Origin of the sequence: Litchfieldella xinjiangensis (genome assembly GCF_000759345.1) — a bacterium.
Lineage (GTDB): Bacteria > Pseudomonadota > Gammaproteobacteria > Pseudomonadales > Halomonadaceae > Litchfieldella_A > Litchfieldella_A xinjiangensis.
Genome location: NZ_JPZL01000002.1, coordinates 903,583 through 928,951, shown reverse-complemented (window position 1 = coordinate 928,951; position 25,369 = coordinate 903,583). Strand labels below are relative to the sequence as shown.

The following is a 25,369-nucleotide window of genomic DNA, read 5'->3' as shown; positions in this document are numbered from 1 at the left end:
GCGTTTCAATCCTATGATTCAGTTTCGTCATCTGACTTCGCTTGTCACGAAAAGCAGCGGGTCACTGGAAGAAGCGAGGCAGGGTCAACGACACGGCCGGAATGTAGGTCACCATCATCAAGGCAACGAACAGCGCCAGGTAAAAGGGCCAGATCGTGCGTACGGCATGTTCGATCTTGACCTTACCGATGACACAGCCGACGAACAGGCAGGCCCCGACGGGCGGTGTGCAAAGCCCCAATCCCAGGTTCATCATCATGATGATCCCGAACTGAATGGGGTCCATGCCGAACTGCATGGCAACCGGCAGGAAAATCGGCGTGCAAATCAGGATCAGGGCTGCCATGTCCATGATCATGCCGAGCCCCAACAGCAACAGGTTCAAGAGCAGGAAGATGACGATGGGGTTGTCCGACAATGCCATGAGCGTCTCGGTCAGCATCTGCGGCACGTTATAAAGCGCCAGCAGATACGAGAAGGCCGAAGCACAGCCCACCAGGATCATGACCAGGGCCGTAGTCCGGACAGACTGCAGCACTGCCGCCTTGAACGACGCCCAGCGCAGCTCTCGATAGACGAGTGCAGTGATGACGATGGCATAGATCGCCCCGAAGGCCCCCGATTCCGTGACGGTAAGAACCCCCGATAGCACACCCCCCACGATGATGACCGCCGTCAACAGGCCGGGAAGGGCTGCGGCGAAGCTGACGATGAGCGCCGTCCACCCAGGGAAGGTTTCACCCTTGTAGCCCCGACGGATCGCCACCAGATAGGCAGCAACGGCGAGGGTCAGACACATCAGGATGCCCGGGACGATACCTGCAATGAAAAGCTGGGTGACTGAAATCCCTCCACCGGCCGCAACGGCATAAAGGATCATGTTGTGACTCGGTGGAATCACGACACCGGCCACCGACGAGGTCACCGTGACGTTGACCGCATAATCGGCATCGTAGCCCTTCTCTTTCATCACCGGAATCAGCAGCGAACCCAGCGCCGAGGTATCGGCCACGGCCGACCCCGATATGCCGCCGAAAAGCATGGATGAAGTGACATTCACGATGCCCAGCCCGCCGCGTACCCGGCCCACAGCTGCGGACGCCAACCGAACGAGGCGGTCGGAAATCCCCCCATGCAGCATCAGCTCGCCGGCAAAGATAAAGAAGGGAATGGCCAGTAGCGAAAACACCGAGATCCCCGACAGAATGCGCTGAAAGGCAACGAACAGAGGGAGGCCTTCGTAGATAAAAGTCACGACCGCAGCCAGGCCCACCGCGAAAGCCACGGGCGCCCCCGCCAGCAGGCCCAGAAAGAAGATACCGAAAAGGATAGCTAGGCCCATGCTCAGACGTCCTCTTGACGTTGGATACCGCAAATACGGTCGAGAATATTGGAGAGCGCGAATACCACGGCCAGGACGCCACAAACCACCAACGGGGCTGCACGCCAGCTTTCAGTCAATCCGATCATGGGGATCGCTCGTTCCAGATTTGTTGCCACCAATCCCCAGCCCTCGATCGCCATGAATCCGCCGAAAAGGGCCACGACGATATCAGCAAGGTAACGGAAGACCGTCTTGAAGGGCTCGGGCATGCTCTCGCGAACGAAATCAATACTTAGGTGGGTATTCGCCCTGACGCCTGCCGCCGCACCAAGACAGGTGATATAGACCACCACCACCAAAGAGGACTGCTCAACCCAGGTGGGAGTATCGTTAAGGACATAACGACCGAACACCAGCCAGCCAAAACTCACAATGAGAAAGACCAGCAACACGCCTGCCGAGATCAGGCAGAGGCTGGCGATACCATCCAGGGCACGGCCTAGCCTCTTTTGCAGATGGGATAGATTCACGATTGCCTCTGATGAGTCCAGGTAAGCCTTCATGACGCACTGCTCTCTCCCGGCGGCCCATGGCCACCGGGAGGGATGCGTCATTGCTTAGTTGGAAGAGCGGATCGCGTTGATGAGGTCCTCGAGTTCCGGATTCTCCTCGATGAAGCCGGCATAGACCGGATCCATTTTTGCCTGGAAAGCGGACTTGTCTTCTACTTCATTGATCTCGACACCTGCATCTTCGACAATCTGGCGACTCTCCTTTGAACCCTCGACCCAGAGCTGCCGCTGCATTTCGGACGCCTTGATCGCTTCCTCGCGGACGATCTTCTGATCTTCCTCGGACAGCGCTTCCCAGCTCGACTTGGCGATACACAGGCACTCGGGAATGATCAGGTGCTCTGTCAACGAGTAATAATTGGCAACTTCGTAGTGGTTGCTTGACTCGAAGGAGGGGTAGTTGTTTTCAGCGCCGTCCAGAACACCCGTCTTGAGTGACTGGTAAACTTCGCCATAGGACATCGGCGTCGCATTGCCGCCCATGGCCTCGATCATCTCAACGTAAAGATCGTTGTTCATGACGCGGATCTTAAGACCTTCCACGTCTTCAGGCGTATTGACCGGATGGCTGGTGTTGTAGAGGCTGCGGGCACCGGAATCGAACCAAGAAAGCGCGATCAGGTTCTTTTCTGCCAGTGCATCGGCAAAGCGCTGGCCGATTTCACCGTCCATGACTTCATGCATGTGATCGACACTGCTGAAGATGAACGGCAGCGAGAGAACGTTAGTCTCGTTCACGATGGGCCCCATCGGCCCCATATTGAAGTTGGCAAAGTCCAACGCACCGCTACGTGTCTGCTCAATGGCGTCGGACTGATCACCCAGCACGGCATTGTTGTAGACCTGCGGCTCGACACGCCCTTCCGTCTTCTCGGCAACATTCTCGGCAAAGGCTTCCAGCGCTTCGGTGTTGGGGTATCCCGGCGGATGAATGTTCCAGCCGCGCCAGCTATCAGCCAGAGCTGGCAGGGACATGGATACCATGGCTGCGGATACGGCCGTGGCGCATAGCGTCTTTTTCATGAACGTTGTTGTTTGCATTGATGTGGTTCCTTTCTGGCTTCGATGGGATTGGATAAAAGTTATCGTTATTGAGCGACAATCATCGGTTTCCCAACCAACGGCGCTCGTCCAGGTGGGCATCGCCAACGGTGCCCTGACAACGCCGGCAGGGCTACCGGCGAAGTCCGCTTCAGCCCTGGTCAGGCTGTGATCTTGTTGACCCTCCCCGGGCTCGCTTCATCAAAGCTATAGCCCCAGTCGGTTGCTCGGCTCCAGAAATCCCAACCCTAACTTCCTCGAGCCGCCAGGCTGTACATCCCCCGGATAGTCATACATCATACATCCCTAAGGTGGCCTGCTAGCGGTGAATTAACAATATCGACCATGGTCTACATACCAACGTATATACCGACCTTGGTTGCATCATTATTGTTATTCACATTAAGTTCAAAAAAGTCTTACATGAATACATTTAATTAATGAGCGTATTTACTGAAACACTCAATGTAACCCTGCCTGTATTTTCAATGGTCTTTATTGGTATTGGGTTGAGGCGCGCGGGCTGGATTGATCAGGCCTTCATCAATACCGCTTCTTCCCTTGTATTCAAAGCCACCATGCCTACCCTTCTCTTCTTAAGCATTATCAAATCTGGGGCATCGGTTACCTCCAAGCTTGGGATATTAAGCTTTTATCTGGGGATAACGTTTATCTGCTTCTTGGGCATTTGGGCCTGGGCAATAGCGAGATACCCGCCTGAAGACCGGGGTGTCTTTGTTCAAGGCGGTTTCCGGGGTAATTGCGGCATCGTTGGTCTGGCACTCTCTGCCAGCATGTACGGAGACTACGGCCTTTCCTTGGGAGGTATAATGGCCGGCGGAGTCATCGTACTCAACCTGATACTCTCCGCTTTAATTCTGGAGTACTACAGCGTCGAAAAAAGTAACAACGCTTGGAAAATGGCGAAAGGAATTGCCTTGAACCCTCTGATTCTCAGCATCCTGTTAGCCCTTCCCGTTTCCACTCAAGATTTAGAAATGCCCACCTGGTTGATGACAACGGCGGAACGCTTCGGATCACTATCCTTACCGCTGGCCTTGATATGTATAGGGGGAAGCCTAAGCACTGCTTCCATCAAGGAAAGTGGCTTGCAAGCCCTGGATGCCAGCCTATGGAAGGTCCTCTGGATGCCAGCGCTTGGGGTACTGGCGGCCATTGGCGCCGGTTTCAGAAATGCCGAGCTCGGAATGCTATTCCTTTTCCTCGGCAGCCCTGGCGCTGCCGTCAGCTATGTCATGGCAAGGGCCGTGAAAGCCAATTCGTTGCTCGCGGCCAACATCATCGTGATCAGTACGTTCCTGAGCATGGCCACCATCATCGTCGGGGTGTTTATCTTGATAACGTTCGGCCTGATATAAGTACGGCTATACATGACACCAATGAAAACAGGGGCCTGATGGCCCCTGTCTCATGGTGAAAAAGCCAGCCACGGATCACGCTTCGCGCTTGCCATCCACCAGACGCGACACTTTCCACGGATTGCCATCCTTGAGCGGCTCGGGCAACAGCCCTTCCGGCAGCGCCTGGTAGCACACCGGACGCAGGAAGCGGAAGATCGCCGCGCTGCCTACCGAGGTGGTGCGGCTGTCGGATGTCGCCGGGTACGGCCCGCCGTGAACCATGGCGTGGCACACCTCGACCCCGGTCGGCCAGCCGTTGGCGAGAATCCGCCCGGCCTTGCGCTCGAGTACCGGTATCAGGGCCTTGGCCGCTTGCAGGTCGCCGTCGTCCATCTGCAGGGTGATGGTCAGCTGGCCTTCGAGCTGGGCCGCCACACGCTTCACTTCATCCTGGTCGGCACATTCGATGACCAGCGAGGTGGAGCCGAACACTTCTTCCTGAAGCTCGGTCTCGTTCAGGAAGTCGTTCGCCGTGGTGACGAACAGCCCCGCCTGGCACTGGTTGGGCGTTTCGCCCACCTGGCCACGCGCCGCTTCACGCACCTTGCTGCTGTTGGACAGCCGACCCACGCCCTGCTGGTAAGCATCGTAGATGCTCGGGGTGAGCATGGTCTGGGGCGCACTGCCCTTGACGCCTTCTGCCGCGGCCTCGACGAAGGCATCGAGCTCGGCACCCTTGACGGCGATCACCAGGCCGGGGTTGGTGCAGAACTGGCCCGCGCCCATGTTGAGCGAGCCGACGAAGCCTTCGGCGATCTGCTTGCCGCGTGCCTTGAGCGCCTCGGGCATCAGGAACACCGGGTTGATCGAGCTCATCTCCGCATACACCGGGATCGGCTGCGGGCGCGACTGGGCGGTCTTCATCAGCGCGGTACCGCCGCCCCGCGAGCCGGTAAAGCCCACCGCCTGGATGCGCGGGTCGGCGACCAGCGCCTGGCCGATCTCGTTGCCCGAACCGAACATCAGCGAGAAGGTGCCTTCCGGCAGCCCGCACGCTTTCACCGCACGCTGTACCGCACGGCCGACCAGTTCGGAGGTGCCGGGGTGGGCGGAGTGGCCCTTGACGATCACCGGGCAGCCGGCGGCCAGTGCCGAGGCGGTATCGCCCCCGGCCACCGAGAAGGCCAGCGGGAAGTTGCTGGCACCGAACACGGCGACCGGGCCCAGGCCGATATGGCGCTGACGCAGGTCGGCGCGCGGCATCGGCTGGCGGTCCGGCATGGCCGGGTCGATACGCACGTCGAGCCACTCGCCGGCGCGCACCACGGAGGCGAACAGGCGCAGCTGGCCGCAGGTACGGCCGCGCTCGCCCTCAAGGCGGGCCTTGGGCAGGCCGGACTCGGCCATGGCGCGTTCGATCAGTTCATCGCCAATGCCTTCGATTTCGCTGGCGATGGTCTCGAGAAATACCGCGCGTTCCTCGAGGGACGTCTCGCGATAGGTGGCGAAGGCCGTCTCGGCGAGCTCGCAGGCACGCTCGACCTCGGCCTTGGTACCACCGGCGTAGGTGGGCTCGAGGGTCTCGTTGGTGGCCGGGTTGATGGCGTTGATGGGCTTGGAACTGCCGCTGACGGCGTCCTGGCCAATAAGTAGTTTGCCTTCCAGGGTCATGTTACCTCCTATGAGGGTTTAGTGATCTTGCATACTTCAGACCTCTTGAAAGCCCCGCAGGCTGACAAGTGGCGACAAGTAACTTCACCTCAGGCCTGTAGATGGGCTCGATATCCCATCGGCAGGCCGTTATGCGTCTCGTCTTCCGACAATTACCGCGCCAGGGCCGGGCGCTTCGGATCGAACTCCCACCCCGGGATCAGGTATTGCATTGCCATGGCATCATTGCGTTGAGTGACGTCCAGGCTCTTGTAGAGATGATGAGCTTCCATCAGCTTGTCTTCGTCCAATTCGACACCCAGGCCCGGTGTGGTAGGCACTGTCAGTTTGCCACCTTCGATCTTGAACGGCTCTTTGGTGATACGCTGTCCATCCTGCCAGATCCAGTGGGTATCGATAGCCGTGATCTCACCCGGGCAAGCCGCAGCCACATGAGTCATCATGGCTAGGGAAATGTCGAAGTGGTTATTGCTGTGGGAACCCCATGTCATTCCCCATTCGTTGCACAGCTCACCCACCATTACAGCCCCTTGCATTGTCCAGAAGTGACAATCAGCCAATGGAATGTCTACGGAGTTGAGCTGTACAGCATACTGTAGCTGCTTGAAGTCCGTTGCGATCATGTTGGTCGCGGTCGGCAGCCCCGTGCGCTTCTTGAACTCTGCCATGGTTTCGCGACCCGAGTAGCTCTCCTCCTGGCCACATGGGTCTTCAGCATAGCTGAGAAGATCGCGGATGGGCGTCAGAACCCTCACCGCCTCATCGAGTTTCCATGCGCCATTGGGGTCCAGTGTCAGGCGAGCCTCAGGGAAGGCATCATAGAGCGCACGGATGCAGTCTGCTTCTTCCTCACCACGTAACACGCCGCCTTTGAGCTTGAAGTCCTTGAAGCCGTATCGCTCGTAGGCTGCCTTGGCAAGATTGGCGACCGCATCCGGCGTCAAGGCTTCGCGATAGCGAACCTCATCCCAGGCATCCTGAGGATTGCTCGCCTTGGGATACGGCAAGTCCGTCTTGTCAGGGTCGCCCAGCAGGAAGAGATACCCCAATGCCTCGACCTCGTCACGCTGACGGCCATACTGGCCCAGCAGGTCAGCGACAGGCATACCCAGCGCCTGACCGTAAAGATCATAGAGCGCCGATTCAAGGCCGGTGATCACATGGACCGCCACGCGAAGATCGAAGGTCTGGCGCCCACGCTCCTCACGACCATTCTTGCTGAGCGCCAGACGAACCTGGTTGAGCGTGTTCTTGACCTGGTTGACATGAGTGCCTTCCACCAGCTCGCGACACTGCTCCAGCCCTTTGAGGATACCGGCACTCGAGGGAATTTCACCGACACCCTTGTTGCCTGCCGAATCTTCGAGAATCACCACGCAACGAATGAACCAGGGGGCATGGCCGCCACTCAGGTTCAGAAGGAACCCGTCATAGCCGGCAACGGGAACGACACGCATAGATTTAATCGTCGGAAACATGATACGCCTACCTATGGTATTAACGATTCGACCGTAAAGTCGTTTTCATGGGATCAGGTGACCGGGGCCGGGTTGAACAGCACCAGATCGTTATGGATGCCAAGCCGATCGGCAGCTGCCTGCTTACGCCCGCTCGCGACATCGAGAATGAGATGGAAGAGCTCCCAACCCACATCCTCGATGCTGGCATCCCCGGTAGCGATGCGCCCGGCATCGAGATCGATGATGTCGTGCCACCGCTTCCCCAATGTTGAGTTGGTGGATACCTTGAGTACCGGCACCATTGGCAGACCGTAAGGCGTGCCGCGTCCTGTGGTGAAAACCTGAAGATTCATGCCTGCAGCCAACTGGAGCGTGCCGCAAATAAAATCGCTGGCCGGGGTCGCCGCGAAGGTCAGCCCCTTGCGCCGCAGACGCTCGCCGGGGCCGATGACATCCACGATAGGAGAATTGCCGGATTTGATGACCGAGCCCAGGGCCTTCTCAACGACATTACTCAGCCCACCGCGCTTGTTCCCCGGAGAGGGATTGGCACTTCGGTCGGCCTGTCCCTGCGCGAGATATTGATCGTACCAATCCATCTGCTCGATGAGAGCCGTACCAACCTCTTCGTTGATGGTCCGTGGCGTCAGCAGATGAATGGCATCGCGCACTTCGGTCACTTCGGAGAACATGACACTGCCCCCGGCGCGCACGATCAGGTCCGTTGCGAACCCTACAGCCGGATTCGCCGTGACCCCAGAGAACGCATCGCTGCCGCCACACTGCATGCCCACGGCCAATTCGGACGCGGGGCAGGTTTCACGACGACGATTGTTCAGCCGCTCCAAGTGATGTTTGGCCATGGCAAGAATGCCATCGACCATATCGCCGAAGCCTTCGAAAGACTCATCCTGAAGGCTCAGGACGTTGGCCTCAGGATCGGCAGCTTCAGTGTTGCTGTAGATTCTCACGGGCTGCTCATCGAGCAGGGTGGAGGGCTGCAGCTTCTCGCACCCCAGCCCGATGACCATCACCTCGTTACCGAAGTTGGGGTTCAGGGAAATATTCTTTAACGTCCGAATGGGCACTATTGCAGCCGGCGCATTGATCGCGACGCCACAGCCATAGCTATGGTTCAGCCCTACCACGTCATCGACATTGGGATACTGCGGCAACAGCTCGCGCTTGATGCGCTGAACGACGTACTCAACAATGCCCGCGACACACTGGACGCTGGTAGTAATCCCCAATACGTTGCGCGTCCCGACACTGCCGTCCGGATTACGAAACCCTTCGAACGTATATCCTTCGAGCGGCTCGGCAGCAGGGGCTGGACGTGTCGCGAGCGGAAGATCGCCGAGCAACGGTGCCTGGGGAAGGCGCACCCGCGCCTCATCGACATGCTCTCCCTGCGCTATGGCGGCCACGGCATTACCGATGACTTCACCATAACGAACTATCGGCTCGTCAACCTGAATATCGCTGAGAGCAATCTTGTGGCCTTGCGGAACGTTGCCCTTGGCAATCAGACCTTCTCCGAGACCCTGGCCCTCCGCCAGGCCCCCTGCCTCCACGACGATGGCAACATTATCGTCGGGATGTACCTTGATGATCTTACCTTCGGAATAGGGCATAACCGTTCCTTTTCGAGAAGCCAAATTCAGCTAATATCGGCCTGACGTTGCTTGGCACGATTTTTGAGGCTCATCAGGATCGAGAAAACGACCGAAGCCAAAATCAGCAGCCACAACACCACAGCTATCGGGCTCTTGGTAAAGAAAATCGAGAACGTTCCATAGGACTCCAGACTCTTGACGAAATAGACTTCAGCCTGGCTGCCCAGTATGAAACCAATGATCAGTGGTGCCACTTCCAACCCCACCTTTTGAACCAAATACCCCAGAACACCGAATATGAGTAGCGTCCAGACGTCAAACATGATGCCGTAATTGATTGCATAAGCACCTACCACACACATCATGACGATGATCGGATAGAGGATATGCTTGGGCACCATCACGACCTTGGCAATATGCTTGATCGCAAAGAACATCAGGAAGAACATCACGAAATTGGCAAAAATCAAGGCCGTCATCATGATGTACCAGGTGTCCACGTTCTCAGGAATGAAAAGCGGTCCCACCTGAATACCCTGAAGCGTAAAGGCACCGATCAACACAGCAGTCGTGGAGTCCCCAGGAATGCCCAACGAGAGCAAGGGAATGAGCGCACCACCCGTCAATGCATTGTTGGCGGATTCCGAAGCGATAAGCCCTTGTGGCGCCCCTTTGCCCATTTCCGAGGAATCGCGAGCCAAGTTCTTTTCCTGGGTATACGCCAGCACCGATGCAGCACTGCCTCCGACACCCGGCAGCATCCCAACGAACGTGCCGATGAAGGACGAGCGGATCATGTTGGTGAAGCGGCCATGGAAGATACCAAAGGAGAAGCCGCCCCCCTTTCCTATCTTTACGCGTTCGTCGTTCAAATCGCTCTTGACGCCCTTTTCGGCTTCGAGAAGTACTGTCGAAATACCAAAGATACCGATCAAAACAGGCAGCAGAGAGAACCCTTCGAAGAGATATGGCTCCATGAAATCAAACATCAGACGCGTCTTGCCGTTGCCGCCATCGGAAATACTGTAGTCACCAATCAGGCTTAACCAGATACCGATCACGCCACTGAAGATACCCACCAGCATATTGCTCGACAGCGAGGCAATAACGCTCAGTGCGAGGAGAATTATCAGGAACTTCTCGATATAGGAGAACTTGATCGAGAAGTCGGCCAGGATGGGCGCGAAGAAAAACAGCACGGCGGCACTGATCAGGCCACCCACCACGGATGCAATGACACACACCTTGAGCGCCTTCTCTCCCTCCCCTTTGCGGGCCATCGGATAGCCATCAAATGTCGTGGTAATGGAGGAAGGGGTGCCGGGTATATTAAGCAGGACAGCAGGAACCATACCCCCCGATATGCCACCAACATATAAACCAAGAAGCAAAGCAAGACCGTGGTTAAGGCCAAGCGCATAAGTCAAAGGGAGACAGACCGCTACCGCCATGGTGGCCGTCATGCCAGGGATCGCACCGAAAATGATCCCGACCAAGGCGCCGAGAGCGGTCAGCAGGAAAAAAGTAACGTCGAGAAGCGACAAGAATTCCATAGTGGCATTCACTCAGTCACGGCAAGGTGATTTTAAATAGCTTGGCAAGGATGTACCAAACCAGGCTGGGCGCAACAATGGCATTGATACAAATGACGATCAGCGCCTTCTTCGTCCATTCATGCGCATATAGCAGCGACATGAGAAGAACAAAAGGAATAGAGACGAACAGAAATCCATAGCCAGTGTATGGAAACATGTCGCCCACTACTGCCATTAAATAGAAATAAGCCGCAATTAGGGCAAGGGTGCCAAAGAATCGAAACGCGTCCATTGGCTCACCCAGGATGGGTAATGTGCGCTCGCCCCGTTTGACAGCGGCCAGGAAGGGAATCACCTTCGTCACGAGTATCGCAACGAATAAACCCGCCATGATCCAAGTTATAATCGTAGGGAAATAGAGATGTGAGGTCTGGAAATCCACCGAGACACTCAGCAAGTCTGACAGACCTGATTCCATGATGGCTCCGGTATCGGCTGGGGAGTCTGACTAAGGGACTCACGACTGCCTCAAGACACACGACGAGAGTGCTGGCGGCATAACGCCACCAGCACGCTTACTCACTTACTGGATGTTTTGGATAATCTCTTCGTAACGAGACCGCTTGTCTTCCAGGTGCTCGCGCGCCTCATCGGACGGCAGGAAGTTGGGGATGAAGAACGAATTCTTCTGAACTTCCTGGATCTCCCCTTCTTCATAGATCTCAGCGAGTGCCGTATCGATCTGTTCGACAATCGCCTGGTCCATGTCCTTATTGTAAAGGAAGAAGAACTCCTTATCGAAAGTGAAGTTCTCATCATCGCCCATGGTCACGGTCACATTGGGCTCGGTGTATTCCAACAGTTGCTCGCGGCTGGTCTGGCCCAAGCCCTCTTCAGGCGCTTGTTCAATCGTGCTCTCACGCGCAGTCAGCCAGATGAAGCGCATCGCCTTCTGATCGTCTTCGGGCAGCCGAGTATATTGCTCGTTCGCCTGAACCGTACCATTGATGACGTCGGCCTGGCCATCGAAGAGCTGCTGGTTCTTGTCCGATTGCGAACCGGTATTGACCGCAACCAAGTTGTCTTCTTTCCCAGGATGCTCAATGGCAATGGCATTTTTCAATGCACTGAAGCCAATCTCGGAAACACCGCCGGGCTGGATTGCCACTCTTACGGTTTCCCCGTTACCTACTGCCTCGATGATCTCGTCAAGGTTCTGGTATTGAGAATCCTTGGGGACGAGATAGGCATTACCGGGGTTGATGGCGACGGTCGGCCCGATAGTATATTTTTCGAAGATATCCTCGTAGCCCTGAACCCCGTAGAGATGCCCCAGGTAGGACTGGTCATGGAAAATCATCAGGGTATTGCCGCGTGAGTCGCGATCGAGGGCCCGGAAGGCCGCGCTTGCACCCACCGCATCCACTTTCATGTTGAGGTCGAGATGCTCTGCTAGTTTCTCAACGACGATGTTGGAGTTCTGGTAGGTATCACCACCGGTGGAGGTGGAGCCGATAACCACACGCACATTGCCCCGCAGCGGGCCGTCCTGAGCAAGGACAACACTGCTTGCCGTTGTCATGGACAGTGCCATGGCAGCGGAACCGAACGTGAGTAGAATCTTATTAATTGTCATAAGTACCTCATGAGCTGGGTTGCGATTACAGCTTCTTGCTGGCGTCAATCAATGCTTCTAGTTGACGGCTCTCTTCGGAGGTCGGCATAACCAGAGGCGCTCTGACATCACCGGCAGGCTTGCCGATAATGCTCGCACCCGCCTTGATCAGGCTGACGGCATAGCCAGACTTCCGATCTCTGAGATCCACGAAGGGAATGAAGAAATCGCGAGTGATCTGCTTGACGACTTCACGATTGCCCTTGCGCAGCTCCTTATAGAACTTGACTGCCATTTCCGGCACGAAATTGAACACGGCGGAAGAATAGGTGTTCACGCCGATAGAGAGATACGCCTCGGCAAAGATCTCCGCCGTCGGGACACCGCCGACGTAGACCAGCCGGTCGCCAACTGTCTTGATGATCTTGTTGAGCGCCTGGATATCGCCCTTGCCATCCTTGAGGCCGATCAAGTTGTCGCAGCTATCGGCGAGTTTCTGTACCGAGTCGGCATTCATGATGCCGTTACCCCGGTTGTAGTAGATCACATTGATCTTGGTCGAGTCGCAAATTTGCCGGGCATACTCTACCAGGCCGTCCTGGGGGCATTCCGTCAAGTAAGGAGGCATCAGCAGGATGCCGTCGGCCCCCGCTTCTTCTGCCGCCTGGGCATAGGCCTTGCCACTGCCGATGCTGAGGCCCGCGCTGGCGATGACGGGCAGCTTGCCATCGACTGTCTCCACAGCTACACGCACGATATCGCGGTATTCGTCCATGGTAAGATTGAAGAACTCACCCGTGCCGCCGGCAACGAATACAGCGGAGATTTCATGGCTGATGAACCACTCAAGACGACGACGGTAGCTCTCCTGATCGAAGTTGCCCGCCGCATCGAAATCGGTTATGGGAAAGGAGAGAAGCCCGTCGCCAATCGCTTGCTTGACGTCTTGTCTGGAAAACTTCACAGGTATGCCCTCTTGCGTGTTTCGCCGACCCTGGTAGGCGGACGTATTAATGCTGGGATGTTGGCTGGCTAGGTCATGTCATACATCATACAACCACAAACTAAACACCCTACCCCCGCGTGACAAGCAAGCCCTAGCAAAATTAGACCAAAGTTGAGTACTGTAGAAACCCCTAAATGAGCGCCCCGCCAGGGAGTCTGGCCTTACATGAATTTGACCGAAATCTTCTTCGGCACGCTTGAAGTGACCCTTCCCGTCTTCGCCATGGTGTTCCTCGGCATTGGGCTACGCCGCATAGGGTGGATCGACCAGGCGTTCGTATCCACGGCTTCGGCACTGGTCTTCAAGGCGACCATGCCCACCCTGATTTTTCTCAGCCTGCTGAAAGCCGATATCGATACTGCCTTCAACCCCGCGCTGATGACCTACTTCGCCGCAGCCACGTTAGTGACGTTTCTGCTGAGCTGGACGTGGGCGATATGGCAAGTGCCTCATGAAGACCGCGGCGTGTATGTTCAGGGCGCATTTCGGGGTAACTGCGGCATCGTCGGGCTGGCGTTGGCCGCGAGCATGTATGGTGAGTATGGTTTATCCGCGGGCGGCCTGCTGCTCGGTGTGGTCATCCTCAGCTATAACGTGCTGTCCGTGATCGTACTATCCAGCTATCGACCCGGAAGAACCACGAACTGGCGAAGCATCGCTGTCCATATCATTCGCAATCCCCTCATCCTCGCTGTACTGGTAGCTCTGCCATTCAAGTTTATGGAATTGACGTTACCGCTTTGGCTGATGACGACCGGGGATTACTTTGCGTCTCTCACCCTCCCCCTGGCGCTGATCTGCATTGGGGCCACGCTCTCAGTCAGGGCCTTGCTGGAATCCCATGGCACGGCGATGGGCGCCAGCGTGATGAAAATGGTGACGCTGCCCTTCATGGCCACCTTGGGTGCCTGGTTTCTAGGCTTCGATGATCGGGAACTCGGCCTGCTATTCCTATTTTTTGCCAGTCCGACCGCCGCCGCCAGCTTCGTCATGGTCAAGGCCATGGGCGGCAACGCCAAGCTGGCAGCGAATATCATCGCCATCACCACCCTGATGGCGAGCCTTACCGTGACAAGCGGCGTGTTCGCCTTGCGCGTGCTGGGCCTCATCTAACTCGACTCGATTCGACTGGTGCAGACAGCGCGCGCTGCTTGATGCATCGAGCTTGCACGAAGGTGGTATTACCGATCGCTCCTCGTTGTACTACAAGGATTGTTCAACCGAGGAGATAAGCATGATCGTTGACCTACGCACCTATACCATGTTCCCGGGGCGGCTGAATGCCTTTCTCGAACTATACGAGAAAGAGGGACTGCCGATACAACAACGCTACCTGGGTAACCTGCTGGGCTATTTCGTCACCGAGACGGGAACATTGAATCAGGTCGTACACCTATGGGGTTACGAGAGCGCAGCTGACAGGGAGCAACGGCGTTCCGCCATGGAGCAGGACCCCGAGTGGATCGCCTATCGTCGCAAGAGTGGCGAAGCAGGCAATGTTCAGCATCAGGAGAACAAGCTGCTGCGCTCCGCCCCCTTCTCTCCTCTATAACGCCTGGCGAGGTGGCATGTGGCTATCGAATCTTCTGCGAATACAGGACGCACTGGCGCCCAGGTCATTGTCGATACCCTCAGGATCAATGGTATCGACCGCGCTTACGCCGTGCCGGGCGAAAGCTATCTGAGTGTACTCGACGCACTTTACGAGCAGCATCGACACATCCGCTTGGTCACATGCCGCCATGAGAGTGGCGCCGCCAACATGGCGGAAGCCCACGGCAAGCTTACCGGTACACCGGGTGTCTGCTTCGTGACACGAGGACCCGGCGCTACCCACGCAAGCATTGCTATACATACGGCGTACCAGGATTCCTCGCCGATGATCCTGTTCATCGGCCAGGTCGCTCGCGAAATGCGAGAGCGCGAGGCCTTTCAGGAAATCGACTACCGCCAGATGTTCGGACCTCTGGCCAAATGGGTAACCGAAGTCGACGATGCACGACGCTTGCCGGAGATACTCTCCCGCGCCTTTCAGACGTGCCTTAGCGGGCGTCCGGGGCCTGTCGTCATCGCGCTCCCCGAGGATATGCTCGACGACATCGTGCAGGTGACCGATGTCGCTCAATCACCTGGGTTGGCCATCGCGCCGACCGACGCATCGATGCAGGCACTCGACGACCTGATGAACCAGGCGCAAAGGCCGGTAATGATCTTGGGAGGCGGAGGCTGGAGCCAGGTTGCTGGCGACGCGATCCGCGATGTGGCGGAACGTCATGGCATCCCCGTGCTCGCCTCTTTCCGCTGCCAGGATTTTATCGACAATGACTCACCGGCCTACGTCGGCAGACTCGGCTTGGGTGCACCCGCCTACACACGCTCACTGGTAGAAGAGGCCGACCTGGTGATCGCCATCGGAGCCAGGCTTGGGGAAGCGACGATGCAAGGGTATTCCTTGCTCACCCCTCCCATCCCAAGACAGCGGCTGGTCCATGTGCATCCCGATAGTCGTGAACTGGGCCGCGTCTATCAGGCAACACTGATGATCAACGCGACATCGCCCGAGTTTGCCGAGGCACTGTCCGAGCTGGACTATCAACCAACACCAGCACATCGCGAGCGGCTCCAGGCGCTGCGCCATACCTACGAGACCTACTCATACCCCGCCTACGAAGGCCACGGTCTCGACATGCAGAGTGTCATGAGCGTGCTCACGGGCACCCTCCCCTCGGATACGCTTTATACCAATGGTGCAGGGAACTACACCCTGTGGCTCCAACGCTTCATTCGGTTTCATCGCTTCCGCAGCCAGGTGGCCCCTACCAGTGGGGCGATGGGCTACGGCATCCCCGCTGCCATCGCCGCCAAGCTGGCCTTCCCCGAGCGACAGGTGGTCGCGTTTGGTGGAGATGGGTGCGCCATGATGAGCATTCAGGAATTGGCCACGGCAAGCCAGGAGTCGCTCAGGATACTGTTCGTCGTGGTCAACAATGCCAGCTTCGGGACGATCAGGATGCATCAGGAAAAACGCTTTCCGGGTCGGGTATCGGGCACGACACTGACCAATCCGGACTTTGTCGCCCTGGCACGCGCCTGTCACCTGCATGCCGAAGCCATAGAGAACAATGCAGACATGGCGGCGGCATTGGCACGGTGCTTGGCGCACGACGGCCCTTCCCTGCTCGAGATTCGGCTGCCGCCGGATGCCCCTTTCACTCCCGGCGAGTGACGCCACCAAAGTTGTATTATTCAAAGCCCTAACTTGTACTACTACTGTTTCATGGCTGCATCGGCCATCAACGGAGTCCCAGCATCCCAAGCACGCTCAACCCAATGCCAATAAAAGAGTGGAGACACCGCATGCTTTCACCTCTCGCCAAAGGCCTCGGCCTCGCCTGTACACTGACGCTGACTGCGACCACCCTTCATGCCGCTGATTTCCCCTCACGAGACATTCGGGTCATCGTGCCCTGGGGGGCCGGAGGCGGCACCGATGCCATCGTCCGCAAGATCACCAATATTGCTGAAACCTCGCTCCCCGTGTCGACCTATGTCGAGAACATCGAGGGGGGCATGAGCGCCACCGGTCTGCTTCAACTGATCAAGGCTCGCCCGGACGGGCATACCCTTGGCGCCCTGACCTACGACAGCGTGGTAACCGTACCTTGGCAGGAGATGCTGCCTGGCTACAGCATCGACAAGATGAAACTCCTGGCGCGCATCACCAGCGAACCCGACGCGATAATCGTCCCCGACGATTCTGAATACCAGACCGTTCAGGACTTGATCGATGCAGCCAAGGAGGAACCCAACAGTATTCGTGTCGGCTTGCAGAATATGGGATCGCGTACCCACCTGACCTTGTTACGTCTGCAGGACGAAGTGGATGCCGAATTCAAGGTCATTACCTACCCCGGGGGGGCCGCTCCGCAGAAAGAGGCTCTGCTCAACGGTGAAGTCGATTTCGTGGTGACCAGCCTGGGCGACTTTGCGCCCTTGATAGAATCCGGCGATGCCCGGGGCCTCGTGGAGTTCAGCGACCAGCAGAACGAGGCGTTCCCCGATGTTCCCCCTGCCACAGAAAGTGGGCTGGAGCTCCAGATGGGTAGCTTCATCGTCCTCGCCGTCCCCGAAGGTACGCCGGAAGAGGCCGTCGACGTCCTGGAAAGTGCCTATCAGGATGCCTACGAAAGTGACGAATTCCAGGAGTGGCTGCCTAAAGTCGGTGTCGCACCGAGCTGGCTGGGTAGCGATGAGGTCACTCACTGGGCCGAAGAGACGCAAGAGAGCCTATTCGCCACCATGGATGAGCTAGCCGAGCAGGGCCTGCTCGAAAAGTGATCGCAACGTGCCACCGTCGAGAGTCGACGGTGGCCCCATGCCGAGGCCGCGCCATGTCACTGCAACGCTCACGTGATGGTCGCCTGCTGGTGCCCGTCGCGCTGCTCCTCGTTACGACACTCTATTTCTTTGAAGCCTGGCAATTGGGGCCGCCGATGCGCAACGGCAACATGACCGCATCGTTTTTCCCCATGGCGATCGCCATCATCATGTACCTGGCCATTGCCCAGGTCATTTGGCGTATCCTGCGCTCGCCACCCGAGCGAGAGACCACGGACGATCACGCCGCTACCCGACGGCTCGGTCCTCTCTGGGTCACCCTGGCCACCGCAGGCTATCTCCTGGCGTTCTCTACGCTGGGTTACTTCGTGTCCACCACCGTCTATGTCTTCGTTCTGACATTGCTTTATGGCGAAGGCTTTCGTGGGCTGCCCCTCAAGCTCATCGCGTCAGTCATCATCACCGTGGCAGGCTACCTGCTGTTCGAGGTGGTGTTCCGGGTGCGCTTACCTACCTTGTGGAGCCTGTAAATCATGGAATTCTTCACAGGTATTCTCGCCGGGTTCGCCGCCTTGGCACAGCCCGACATTCTTCTCTATATGGTGGGCGGCTTTCTTATCGGCACCTTCTTCGGCGCGGTGCCCGGCCTGACCTCCGTGCTGGCCATCGCCTTGCTGCTGCCGCTCACCTATAGCCTCGATGTCACTGCGGCGCTCGTGGCATGCGCCAGCATTTTCATGGCCGGCATGTGCAGCGGCAGCATCACCGCAACGACCATCAATATCCCCGGCGCCCCGGCATCGATGATGACTGCTCTGGAAGGCTATCCGATGCAGCAGCGAGGCGAAGGGGCAAAGGCGCTGGGTCACGCCGCCCTGGCCTCCATGATCGGGGGGTCCATTGGCGCGTTATTGCTCATACTGGTCGCGCCGCTAGCGGCGGATGCCGCCCTGCTGATCCGCACCCCCGGAAAATTTGCACTGATTGCCTTCGCCCTGGTGGTCATCATCATTTCCCAACGCAAGTCCATATCAAAAGGGCTGATCGCCACCATGCTGGGCTTGATGGTCGCCACCGTCGGCATCGATGTGATGCAACCCCTGGCTCGCTTCACATTTGGCACCGGCGTGCTGGTCCAGGGCATCGACATGATGCCGTTGATCATCGGTGCATTTGCCGTGAGCGAGCTTCTGGTACAAGCCCGGAATCGCAGCGCTCATACAGTCGATCTGCAGCAGGTCGAGGCACCTCCGATTCGCCGACGTGACTTCATTCCGCCCTGGTCCGAAGTCCGAGAGATCGGCCTCTATCGTTATCTCAAATCAGCGGTGATCGGCTATCTCGTGGGCACCCTGCCGGGGGCGGGAGGCTCCATGGCCGCGTTCGTCTCCTATGCCGAAGCCATGCGCACCTCAAAGCATCCCGAGCGATTTGGCAAGGGCACACCTGAGGGCATCGCAGCGGCAGAGGGGTCCAATAACGCGATGTGTAGCGGTGCGTTCGTACCCATGCTCACCTTCGGCATCCCCGGCGATCCAACGACAGCGATCGTACTGGGCGTGCTGGTCATCAATGGACTGCAGCCGGGTCCACAATTCATGGATTCCCAACTCCATCTGGTCGCGCCGATGTTCGCTGCACTCATGGTCAGTGCGTTGGTCATGGTTCCCCTGACCCTTTATCTACTGGGCCCCTACTTTTTGAAGATCGTTTCGATCCGCCGTGATGTGCTCTATTCGAGCATTGCCATGATTGCGTTGGTAGGGAGTTATGTAGCGACCTATTCACTCTTTCAAATGGCCCTGGCGCTGATCTTCGGCATTGTTGCCTACTTCATGCGACGCCAGGATTACCCCACGGTATGCCTATTGCTTGGCTTCGTGCTTGGCCCAAGCCTGGAAGAATACTGTCGTCGCGCGCTGTCCATCAGCGATGGCAATCCCATGATTTTCCTGACGAGTCCGGACAGCGTGTTTTTCCTTGGGCTGACCGCCGTGTTCTTCTACTTCATGGTGATCCGCAAGCCCAAAGCGACCCCGCTGCCTAGCTGAAGCATGACCGTGGTCCGTTGCCGCGACTCATGGCCCACGGTCGCTGCCAACGATGCCTGGCCACGGGGCAGCCGATACCAGAGGGAAGCGCATGCAACCAACACCAAAAACCAGGGCGGCGAAACCCCGACTGACTGAACAGATCGCCACTGAGCTGCGGGATCAGATTCAGCGCGGCGAGCTGAGCCCTGGCGAACGACTGCCCAGCGAGGCTAAGCTCATAGAAGCGTACGGCGTGAGTCGGACCGTCATCAGGGAAGCGGTTTCGGCCCTCAAGGTGGAAGGAATACTGGCTTCTCGGCAAGGCGCCGGTGTTTTCGTACAGCGGACAGCAATCAAGGAGCCGATGCCTGAGGCGCCCTTTTCGGGAAGCTATGAACAACTGTCCGATATCATTGAAGTGCTCGAGCTTCGCATGGCTGTCGAGATCGAATCGGCCGCCCTGGCCTGCCAGCGCATGACGTTCGCTCATCAGGCCCGGCTCTACGAAGCCCTCAAACGTATGGGCGCCGAGGTGGCCGAGGGCCATCTCGGCGCAGAGGCGGATTACCAGTTTCACCTGGCCATCGCCGAAGCCACCAACAACCCGCATTATGTCGAGTTTCTAAAATTCCTAGGCAACAAGACCATACCGCGCGCCCGCGTGACACGCACTGCCGAATCCCCCGAGGCACAGCAGGAGTATCTGGAAAAGCTACTCGAGGAGCATCGCTTGATATTCGAAGCGATTGTCTCACGTGACCCCGACAATGCCCGTCACGCCATGCGTTCCCACTTGACCCAGAGTCTGTCCCGTTACCACAAGCTGCTTTCGTGAAGAGATCAGCCCACATCCCCCGGGGTTGTGAAGCCCTTCAACCGGGCACAGCCCGCGGCCCATACCTCAGCCTCGAGCGAGGCAATGGCTGCCGGAGCAAAACCCAGGCTGGCGCGACGATCGCCTTCGACCAGGCGTGCCGTCAGGTCGCCGACCAAAGGCATATGGCTGACCAGCAGCCAGGAGGTTGCCTGCGCCTTGTCCTGCAGCCAGTCGATGACCGACTCCACGCTATCGTCGGGCGTGATTTTCTCCAACGTTTCGACCTCAAGGCCCAAGCGCTCGGCGACGATGGCTGCAGTCTGCTGGGCGCGGGTAAAGGGACTGGCACCCAGTCTCAAGCGTTCTCCAGCGGATGGCTGGGCTGCCATCCACTCCGCCATGCGTGCCACGTCGCGTTCCCCCCGGGCGGTGAGCCGGCGTGCATGATCTGGGTAGCCAGGCGCCGCTTCGCCATGACGCATGATCCAGACATTACCGATGGGCGATGGCTCAGTCATCGTTACGCTCCTCGAGGCGTCGGGCCAGCTTCACATCCTCACGCGAAAGAATGAACTCCACGTCACTGCTCTGCTCGCCCTGCATCAGGGTCTTGGCCATCTGCCTGGCGGGGACCTGGTTGAACAAGACATGGTACAAGCCCTCGGCCAGCGGCATGTAGATGTCCTCGCGCTGGGCCTTGTCACGCACGAGTCGCACGGTATTGACGCCCTCCGCCACCTGGCCCAACGCATCGACGGCTTCATCGAGTGTCTTGCCTTCGCCCAGGGCATAGCCCACACGATAGTTGCGCGATAACCGCGACGAGCAGGTCACGATCAAGTCGCCGACGCCGGCAAGCCCCAAAAACGTCATGGGGTTGGCGCCGAGCTCGACGGCGAAGCGGCTCATTTCGGCTAGCGCACGAGTCATCAGCATGCTACGAGTGTTCTCGCCCATACCCAAGGCTGCCGCCATCCCGGCAGCTATGGCATAAATGTTCTTCAATGAGCCACCGAGCTCCACGCCATAGCGATCATTGCTGGCGTATACACGGAAGTAATCGCAGCCAAGGGCCGTCTGGACACGGGCGCGAGTCAGCGGATCATCACTGGCGATGACCGTGGCGGTCAGCTGTTTCTCGGCGATTTCACCGGCCAGGTTGGGCCCTGAAATCACACCGATATGCGTAAAGCCCGTTTCCTCCTTGAGGATCTGGCTCATCAGCTTGAACCCCTCCTCGTGAATGCCTTTGGTGGTACTCACAAGGATCTGATCGGACCGAAGCCAGGGCCGGGCGCTACGGACCACGTTCTGGAACGCGTTGGAAGGAATGGCCACAAAGACCAATTCAGCACCTTCGAGGGCGTCCGGCATGCTGTCGTAGGCGACCACGGCCGGATTCATGGCGTAATCGGGGAGGTAGCGCGTATTCCGGTGATCGCGATTGATTGTCTCGACAAGGGCCGGATCCCGCATCCATTGCCGCACCTCGGCACCATTGTCGGCGGCAATGCTGGCCAGAGCCGTACCGAAGCTGCCGCCGCCCAGCACTGCGACTCGCAGGCGATCTTCCATCATGCTCGGTTCCTAGCTGCAAAATGATAAGGATAGTGTAACGAAAAACGCCCCTCATCGGGGCGTTGTCGCGTCGTTTCACCGGACGGGCAAGATGGCCCGGTCGAGTCCCGGTCAGTCCAGTGAAGGAAGCAGGGCTTCCATGCTCGCACGGGCATCGCCGTAGAGCATACGGGTGTTTTCCTTATAGAAAAGCGGGTTCTCTATGCCTGAGTAGCCTGTACCCTGACCCCGCTTGCAGACCACGACCTGCTTGGCTTCCCAGACCTTGAGCACCGGCATGCCCGCGATCGGGCTGTTGGGGTCTTCTTCCGCCGCGGGATTGACGATGTCGTTGGAGCCGATGACGATCACCACATCGGTATTGGCGAAGTCATCGTTGATTTCGTCCATCTCCAGCACGATGTCGTAAGGCACCTTGGCTTCGGCCAGCAGCACGTTCATATGGCCAGGCAGGCGCCCCGCCACGGGATGGATGCCAAAACGTACCGTCTTGCCTGCCGCGCGCAATTTACGTGTCAGGTCACTGACGGCATTCTGGGCCTGGGCCACGGCCATGCCGTAACCCGGCACGATGATTACGCTGTCGGCATCGTTGAGTGCGTTGGCCACGCCCGCAGCATCGATGGCCACCTGCTCACCCTCGATCTCGGAGGCCGGCCCCTGGCTGCCCCCGAAACCACCGAGGATGACGTTGATGAAATTGCGGTTCATCGCCTTGCACATGATGTAGGAAAGAATCGCACCGGAGGAACCGACCAGGGCGCCGGTCGCTATCAACAGATCGTTGGAGAGCGTAAAGCCGATCGCCGCCGCAGCCCAGCCGGAGTAACTGTTGAGCATCGACACCACTACCGGCATGTCCGCACCGCCGATCCCCATGATCAGGTGATAGCCGATGAAGAAGGCCAGCAGAGCCAGGAGCAGCAACGTCCAGAATCCGGCGCCATTGAGATAGAGTATGGCCAGCAATAGGCACAGCACGGCGGCGCCCGCATTGAGTGCATGGCCACCTGGCAATTGTCGTGACTTGCCATCGACCTTCCCCGCAAGCTTGCCGAAGGCAATCACCGAGCCGGTGAAGGTCACCGCGCCGATGAACACTCCCAGCACCACCTCGACCTGCAGGAACGTCAGCTCTGCCGGCGTCTTCTCCGCCACCAAGGCCGCAAAGGCGGAAAAGTGCTCGCTACCGCGCCCGGCGAGTTGGGTTGCCATGACGCGTCGACGCTCGAGGTCGGCATTGAAGCCCACGAACACGGCGGCAAGGCCCACGAAAGAATGCAGCGCGGCGACCAGCTGCGGCATTTCCGTCATGGCGACCTTCTTGGCCAAATAGATACCGATGCCGGCACCGATCGCCATCATCGGTATCATCCAGGCGTAGCCACCGATTCCCGGGCCGAGTGCGGTGAACACGACCGCGACGGCCATCCCGACGATGCCGTACCACACCGCCCGCTTGGCTTTCTCCTGATTGCTCAACCCACCCAACGAGAGGATGAACAGTACACTTGCCGCAATCGATGCGGCAGATACGAATCCTTGACTCAACATATCGTGTCTCCGCCGCTCAAGACTTCTGGAACATGGCCAGCATCCGGCGTGTCACCTGGAAGCCGCCCACGATATTGATAGTGGCAATAAGCACCGAAACCGCCGCCAGCAACCCCACCAGGAAACTGCCCGAACCAATCTGCAGTATGGCCCCGAGCACGATGATTCCCGAGATGGCATTAGTCACCGCCATCAGTGGTGTATGCAGGGAATGGCTAACGCCCCATATCACTTGGAAGCCCACGAAACAGGCCAGTACGAAAACGATGAAGTGCTGCATGAACGATGCCGGCGCCACCTGGCCGAGCAGTAGCATCAAGAGCCCACCGGCACCCAGCAAAACGGCCTGGCGCTTGGTCTGGCTGACGAACGCCGCGTGTTCTGCCGCTTTCTTCTCTTCCGGCGTGGGCTCTTTTTCTTTCGGCTTGGGCTTGGCCGCACCGATGGCCTTGACCTTCGGCGGCGGCGGAGGAAAGGTAATTTCGCCGGCGTGCGTTACCGTGGCGCCCCGGATGACGTCATCGTCCATGTCATGCACCACCGCGCCATCCTTCTCGGGCGTCAGGTCGGTGAGCATGTGGCGTATGTTCGTCGAATAAAGCAAGGATGCCTGCGTTGCCATGCGAGACGGGAAGTCGGTATACCCGACGACGACCACACCGTTATCGGTCACGATGCGCTCATCGGCTACCGTGAGATCGCAGTTACCGCCTTTCTCGGCTGCCAGGTCCACGATCACCGAGCCAGGCTTCATGGCCTGGACCATATCCTCGAGCCAAAGCTTGGGTGCCGGCTTGCCCGGAATCAGTGCCGTGGTGATGACGATATCGATATCTGGGGCCTGGTCGCGGAACAACGCCAGCTGTTTCTCGCGGAACTCAGGGCTTGACGGTGCTGCATAACCACCGCTTTCCGAACCATCCTGGCTCTCGTCAAAATCGAGGAACAGGAACTCAGCCCCCATCGACTCGATCTGCTCGGCCACTTCCGGACGTACATCGAAAGCACGCACGACGGCTCCCAGGCTGGTAGCGGTGCCAATCGCTGCCAGCCCGGCAACGCCTGCGCCAATCACCAGAACCTTGGCGGGCGGTACCTTGCCCGCTGCTGTGACCTGCCCGGTGAAGAAACGGCCAAATTGATTGCCCGCCTCGATGACGGCGCGATAGCCGGCAATATTCGCGGTACTGGAGAGGGCATCCATTTTCTGAGCACGCGAGATACGAGGCACCATATCCATGGCGATCACCGTCGCACCCTTGGCACGACAGCGCTCCAGCAATGCCTCGTTCTGGGCCGGCCAGAAGAAGGAGATCAAGGTCTGCCCCTCACGAAGCCAGTCGGCTTCCTGCTCATTGGGCTCACGTACCTTGATGACGAAATCCGCTTCGTCCCAGAGTGACTGTGCGCTATCGACGATCGTCACGCCAGCCTTGCGATAGGCCTCGTCGTTGAACCCAGCCGCCACTCCGGCACCGCTTTGAATCAAGCATTCGTGTCCTAGCTTCTGGATTTGTTGCGCGCTCTCTGGGGTCAATGCAACGCGCGCCTCTCCCCTTCCCGTTTCCTGGGGTGCCCCGATCTTCACGATAGGCTCTCCTCTAGATGCGTCACGACGTGGTGGTTAAACGTGAGGTCAGATGACTGACACAAAGGACGTTAGTGTTTGAATAAAACGCCAGAAAACTCAAGCGTTTCGCTATAAAAAGCGCTTTATAAACAATAGCCTATATTTATTATAATATTGAGCTTATGAAGCAGGATAAATCTAACCAATTGATTTATTTGACTTTTTAACACCACCTAAATCTCAACTGACGATTATAGACCCTATAAGCAAAACGTTAT

General features: G+C 57.9%; 22 protein-coding genes. 8 read left to right on the top strand and 14 right to left on the bottom strand.

The genetic code is table 11. The annotated features are described in order from the left end of the window. Positions 1-61: 61 nt before the first annotated feature. From JH15_RS11615 to JH15_RS11605, 3 genes are read right to left on the bottom strand one after another with little or no spacing between them, the layout of a single operon-like run. Complete coding sequence (locus JH15_RS11615) at positions 62-1,342, bottom strand: TRAP transporter large permease (RefSeq protein ID WP_043530352.1); 1,281 nt, start codon at positions 1,340-1,342, stop codon at positions 62-64. Between the two features lie 2 nt (positions 1,343-1,344). Further along, complete coding sequence (locus tag JH15_RS11610; protein ID WP_043530351.1) at positions 1,345-1,887, bottom strand: TRAP transporter small permease; 543 nt, start codon at positions 1,885-1,887, stop codon at positions 1,345-1,347. A 54-nt stretch (positions 1,888-1,941) separates the two neighbouring features. Further along, positions 1,942-2,937: a TRAP transporter substrate-binding protein gene (locus JH15_RS11605; RefSeq protein WP_052384063.1), complete on the bottom strand. Its 996-nt coding sequence runs from the start codon at positions 2,935-2,937 to the stop codon at positions 1,942-1,944. Positions 2,938-3,377: 440 nt separating this feature from the next. Here JH15_RS11605 and JH15_RS11600 point away from each other — a divergent pair, with 440 nt between their 5' ends. Beyond that, positions 3,378-4,316 (top strand): AEC family transporter, encoded by a 939-nt coding sequence (locus JH15_RS11600; protein ID WP_043530349.1) that lies wholly within the window; start codon positions 3,378-3,380, stop codon positions 4,314-4,316. Positions 4,317-4,391: 75 nt separating this feature from the next. On the opposite strand, the gene JH15_RS11595 is transcribed toward JH15_RS11600, so the two are convergent. The 7 genes from JH15_RS11595 to kdgD form a co-directional block, all read right to left on the bottom strand. After that, positions 4,392-5,969: an aldehyde dehydrogenase (NADP(+)) gene (locus tag JH15_RS11595; RefSeq protein WP_043530347.1), complete on the bottom strand. Its 1,578-nt coding sequence runs from the start codon at positions 5,967-5,969 to the stop codon at positions 4,392-4,394. A 152-nt stretch (positions 5,970-6,121) separates the two neighbouring features. After that, positions 6,122-7,447 (bottom strand): enolase C-terminal domain-like protein, encoded by a 1,326-nt coding sequence (locus JH15_RS11590; protein WP_043530345.1) that lies wholly within the window; start codon positions 7,445-7,447, stop codon positions 6,122-6,124. A gap of 53 nt (positions 7,448-7,500) precedes the next feature. Next, positions 7,501-9,063 (bottom strand): galactarate dehydratase, encoded by a 1,563-nt coding sequence (gene garD / locus JH15_RS11585; RefSeq protein WP_043530342.1) that lies wholly within the window; start codon positions 9,061-9,063, stop codon positions 7,501-7,503. Positions 9,064-9,089: 26 nt separating this feature from the next. Then, a complete protein-coding gene (locus JH15_RS11580) occupies positions 9,090-10,598 on the bottom strand; it encodes a tripartite tricarboxylate transporter permease (protein ID WP_043530340.1) in 1,509 nt (502 codons plus the stop codon). 16 nt (positions 10,599-10,614) lie between these two features. After that, positions 10,615-11,058, bottom strand: coding sequence for a tripartite tricarboxylate transporter TctB family protein (locus JH15_RS11575; protein WP_043530338.1), 444 nt, complete (start codon positions 11,056-11,058; stop codon positions 10,615-10,617). A gap of 105 nt (positions 11,059-11,163) precedes the next feature. Beyond that, positions 11,164-12,174 carry an ABC transporter substrate-binding protein gene (locus tag JH15_RS11570; protein ID WP_231566423.1) on the bottom strand — a complete coding sequence of 337 codons (1,011 nt, stop codon included), beginning with the start codon at positions 12,172-12,174 and terminating at the stop codon, positions 11,164-11,166. A gap of 67 nt (positions 12,175-12,241) precedes the next feature. Continuing rightward, positions 12,242-13,159: a 5-dehydro-4-deoxyglucarate dehydratase gene (kdgD, locus tag JH15_RS11565; protein WP_043530334.1), complete on the bottom strand. Its 918-nt coding sequence runs from the start codon at positions 13,157-13,159 to the stop codon at positions 12,242-12,244. A gap of 207 nt (positions 13,160-13,366) precedes the next feature. Here kdgD and JH15_RS11560 point away from each other — a divergent pair, with 207 nt between their 5' ends. The 7 genes from JH15_RS11560 (at position 13,367) to JH15_RS11530 (ending at position 20,407) form a co-directional block, all read left to right on the top strand. Beyond that, entirely contained in the window at positions 13,367-14,314 is a 948-nt protein-coding gene (locus JH15_RS11560; protein ID WP_043530332.1) for an AEC family transporter, read from the top strand. A 121-nt stretch (positions 14,315-14,435) separates the two neighbouring features. Beyond that, positions 14,436-14,753 carry an NIPSNAP family protein gene (locus tag JH15_RS11555; protein ID WP_043530330.1) on the top strand — a complete coding sequence of 106 codons (318 nt, stop codon included), beginning with the start codon at positions 14,436-14,438 and terminating at the stop codon, positions 14,751-14,753. Between the two features lie 18 nt (positions 14,754-14,771). Further along, the gene (locus JH15_RS11550) at positions 14,772-16,427 is read left to right on the top strand and encodes a thiamine pyrophosphate-binding protein (RefSeq protein ID WP_043530328.1); all 1,656 of its coding nucleotides are present in this window, start codon (positions 14,772-14,774) and stop codon (positions 16,425-16,427) included. Between the two features lie 131 nt (positions 16,428-16,558). Next, positions 16,559-17,539, top strand: a complete 981-nt coding sequence (locus tag JH15_RS11545) for a Bug family tripartite tricarboxylate transporter substrate binding protein (protein WP_043530326.1) — start codon at positions 16,559-16,561, stop codon at positions 17,537-17,539. A 53-nt stretch (positions 17,540-17,592) separates the two neighbouring features. Next, complete coding sequence (locus JH15_RS11540; RefSeq protein WP_043530324.1) at positions 17,593-18,069, top strand: tripartite tricarboxylate transporter TctB family protein; 477 nt, start codon at positions 17,593-17,595, stop codon at positions 18,067-18,069. Positions 18,070-18,072: 3 nt separating this feature from the next. Continuing rightward, a complete protein-coding gene (locus tag JH15_RS11535; protein ID WP_043530322.1) occupies positions 18,073-19,590 on the top strand; it encodes a tripartite tricarboxylate transporter permease in 1,518 nt (505 codons plus the stop codon). A 52-nt stretch (positions 19,591-19,642) separates the two neighbouring features. Next, positions 19,643-20,407, top strand: a complete 765-nt coding sequence (locus JH15_RS11530) for a FadR/GntR family transcriptional regulator (protein WP_331280876.1) — start codon at positions 19,643-19,645, stop codon at positions 20,405-20,407. Positions 20,408-20,412: 5 nt separating this feature from the next. Here the strand turns inward: JH15_RS11530 and sixA are convergent, their stop codons facing one another. The 4 genes from sixA to JH15_RS11510 all read right to left on the bottom strand — a co-directional run bounded on the left by sixA (position 20,413) and on the right by JH15_RS11510 (position 25,109). Further along, on the bottom strand, positions 20,413-20,907 hold the full coding sequence (sixA, locus tag JH15_RS11525; protein ID WP_043530319.1) for a phosphohistidine phosphatase SixA: 495 nt from the start codon (positions 20,905-20,907) through the stop codon (positions 20,413-20,415). After that, positions 20,900-21,967 carry an NAD(P)H-dependent glycerol-3-phosphate dehydrogenase gene (locus JH15_RS11520; protein WP_043530317.1) on the bottom strand — a complete coding sequence of 356 codons (1,068 nt, stop codon included), beginning with the start codon at positions 21,965-21,967 and terminating at the stop codon, positions 20,900-20,902. The genes sixA and JH15_RS11520 overlap by 8 nt, the downstream gene beginning before the upstream one ends. Positions 21,968-22,078: 111 nt before the next feature. Then, the gene (locus JH15_RS11515; RefSeq protein ID WP_043530315.1) at positions 22,079-23,521 is read right to left on the bottom strand and encodes an NAD(P)(+) transhydrogenase (Re/Si-specific) subunit beta; all 1,443 of its coding nucleotides are present in this window, start codon (positions 23,519-23,521) and stop codon (positions 22,079-22,081) included. A gap of 16 nt (positions 23,522-23,537) precedes the next feature. Then, entirely contained in the window at positions 23,538-25,109 is a 1,572-nt protein-coding gene (locus JH15_RS11510; protein WP_043530313.1) for a Re/Si-specific NAD(P)(+) transhydrogenase subunit alpha, read from the bottom strand. Between the last annotated feature and the right edge of the window lie 260 nt (positions 25,110-25,369).